The sequence below is a fragment of the Flavobacterium tegetincola DSM 22377 genome, assembly GCF_000425485.1.
GTDB lineage: Bacteria > Bacteroidota > Bacteroidia > Flavobacteriales > Flavobacteriaceae > Flavobacterium > Flavobacterium tegetincola.
On record NZ_AUDN01000051.1, the window covers coordinates 1 to 1,254 of the forward strand.

General features: G+C 33.8%; 1 protein-coding gene. It reads left to right on the forward strand.

Going from position 1 to position 1,254, the window contains the following annotated elements; all coding sequences use genetic code 11:
- A partial coding sequence (locus tag H602_RS0109570) for a transposase (RefSeq protein ID WP_026977789.1) occupies positions 1-1,112 on the forward strand: 1,112 nt, incomplete at its 5' end.
- Between the last annotated feature and the right edge of the window lie 142 nt (positions 1,113-1,254).

Sequence of the window (1,254 nt, forward strand, 5' to 3'; positions counted from 1 at the left end):
GTCTAAAGGATACCGATTTATTAAATCTATTGATAAACAAAACAGTCGCCATTGCTATCGAAAAAGGTATTATTCGTTCGAAGTCTATCATCGTTGATGCCACACATACTTTATCAAGATCCAATCCATTTTTAGCCATCGATGTATTGAGAGAACGTTCCAAGCTACTGCGAAAAACAGTATACAGCTTCGAGCAGGAATTCAAAGAACATATGCCAGAAAAAAATACCGACAATGACTTAGAAAAGGAACTAGCTTATTGTAAAGAGTTGGAAAAACGCATTGAAAATGAGCCGTCAATAAGTTCAATTCCAGCTGTGAAAGAAAAATTAAATCTACTCAAAGAAACTGTAGAAGACACTCAAGAAAATTTTACCTTATCAAAAGATACAGATGCTAAAACGGGTCATAAATCCGCTGATAGCTCTTTCTTTGGATATAAGACTCACTTAGCTATGACCGAGGAGCGTATCATTACAGCGGCTGTAATCACATCAGGTGAAAAAGGAGATGGACCAGAATTACCTAGACTTTTAGCGATTAGTCAAAAAAACGGAATTGATGTTGATACTATTATTGGGGATGGAGCTTATACAGGAAAAGAAAATCTCAAACTCACAAGTGAGCAAAATATTAAAGTGGTAGCCAGACTAAATGTTACAATAGCACAAGGAGCTAGAAAAGATGAAGATAAATTTGACTATAATAAAGATGCCGACAGGTTTGTTTGCCCAGCAGGACATTTAGCCATACGAAAAGCACGAGGTGGAACCAAAGATGTTGGAAAAAATCAAGTTGACACTTATTATTTTGATGTTGAAAAATGCAAAACCTGTCCTCTAAAAAATGGCTGTTACAAAGATGGCGCTAAAACAAAAACATATTCGGTATCCATAAAATCTGAATTACACCAAGACCAAATGGCTTTTCAGCAAACAGAATATTACAAAGAAAAAGCAAAGCATCGATACAAAATTGAAGCTAAAAATAGTGAATTGAAAAACGTACACGGTTACGATAGAGCACTATCTTATGGTATTAACAATATGCAAATGCAAGGAGCAATGGCTGTTTTTACAGTAAACTTAAAAAGAATACTCAAATTAATATAGAAAACAGAATGTAAGTGGCCAATAAATAAAAGGACATGGTCTAAGTCAAAAATAGACTTATACAGCCTATAATAAAAAAACAGTTTAAAAAAATAAAACGCTTATAACGGATCTTTAAAATCCAGTTATAAGCGTTTTTTTA